The sequence below is a fragment of the Snodgrassella sp. CFCC 13594 genome, from assembly GCF_001590725.1.
Lineage (GTDB): Bacteria > Pseudomonadota > Gammaproteobacteria > Burkholderiales > Neisseriaceae > Snodgrassella.
In genome coordinates, this window is the sequence record NZ_LQXR01000063.1 from 1 (window position 1) to 1,008 (window position 1,008).

The window sequence follows — 1,008 nt, forward strand, 5'->3', positions numbered from 1 at the left end:
GTTCAATGACGCTAGGCGAGGATATTATCGGTTTCTTGGAAACCCTGCCTATACCTGAGGGCAAGTTGGTTGGTAAGCCCATGAAGCTGATGGACTTCCAAAAGCGCTTCATTCTGGACGTGTACGACAATCCAGCGCATACCAAAACAGCCATCCTAAGCATGGCACGCAAGAACGGGAAGACGGCTTTAATCGCAGGTTTGTTGTTGGCCCACTTAGTCGGCCCCGCCGCTGTGCTGAATAGCCAGATTATCAGTGGTGCCATGAGCCGTGACCAAGCGTCATTGGTGTTCAAACTGGCACAAAAAATCATCAACCAAAGCGGCATGCTTCAGGATGTGATTAAGGTTATCCCCAGCCAAAAAAGCTTGATTGGTTTGCCGATGAATGTGGAGTACCGAGCCATTGCAGCCGATGGGCGAACCGCACAGGGGCTTTCCCCTGTCTTGGTTATCTTTGATGAAGCAGGGCAAATCAAGGGACCACAGAATGACTTCTACGAAGCACTGGTAACCAGCCAAGGGGCGCATGATCATCCATTGATGATTAACATATCCACGCAAGCGCCTACTGATGCAGACTTACTCAGCATCATGATTGACGACGCCAAGGCTGGAGATGACCCTAGGACGGTTTGCCATGTGTATGAAGCGCCTGAAGAGTGCGATGTATTAGACCGCGAAGCGTGGGCAACAGCCAATCCCGCATTGGGCGTGTTCCGTTCAATGCAAGATATGGAAGACTTGGCGAATGCTGCCAGTCGAATGCCGAGCAAGGAAAACAGTTACCGCAACCTGAATTTGAACCAGCGCGTGAATGCTGAAGCGCCGTTTGTTTCACCGCAAGAGTGGAAAGCCTGCATTGCCGACTATGACGAAACGCCCTTTCTTGAGGGCGTGGTCTGGGGCGGGCTTGACCTATCCATGAAAACTGACCTGACAGCCTTCGTGATGCTGGCTGAGTATGAAGGTAAGTTTTATACCAAGGCGGAGATATATACTCCAAAGT

At 50.9% G+C, this 1,008-nt stretch carries 1 protein-coding gene; it reads left to right on the forward strand.

Going from position 1 to position 1,008, the window contains the following annotated elements; all coding sequences use genetic code 11:
• Nucleotides 1–80 precede the first annotated feature (80 nt).
• Nucleotides 81–1,008, forward strand: a 928-nt coding sequence (locus A2F46_RS11685; RefSeq protein ID WP_231867799.1) for a terminase TerL endonuclease subunit, incomplete at its 3' end; no start/stop codon positions are given.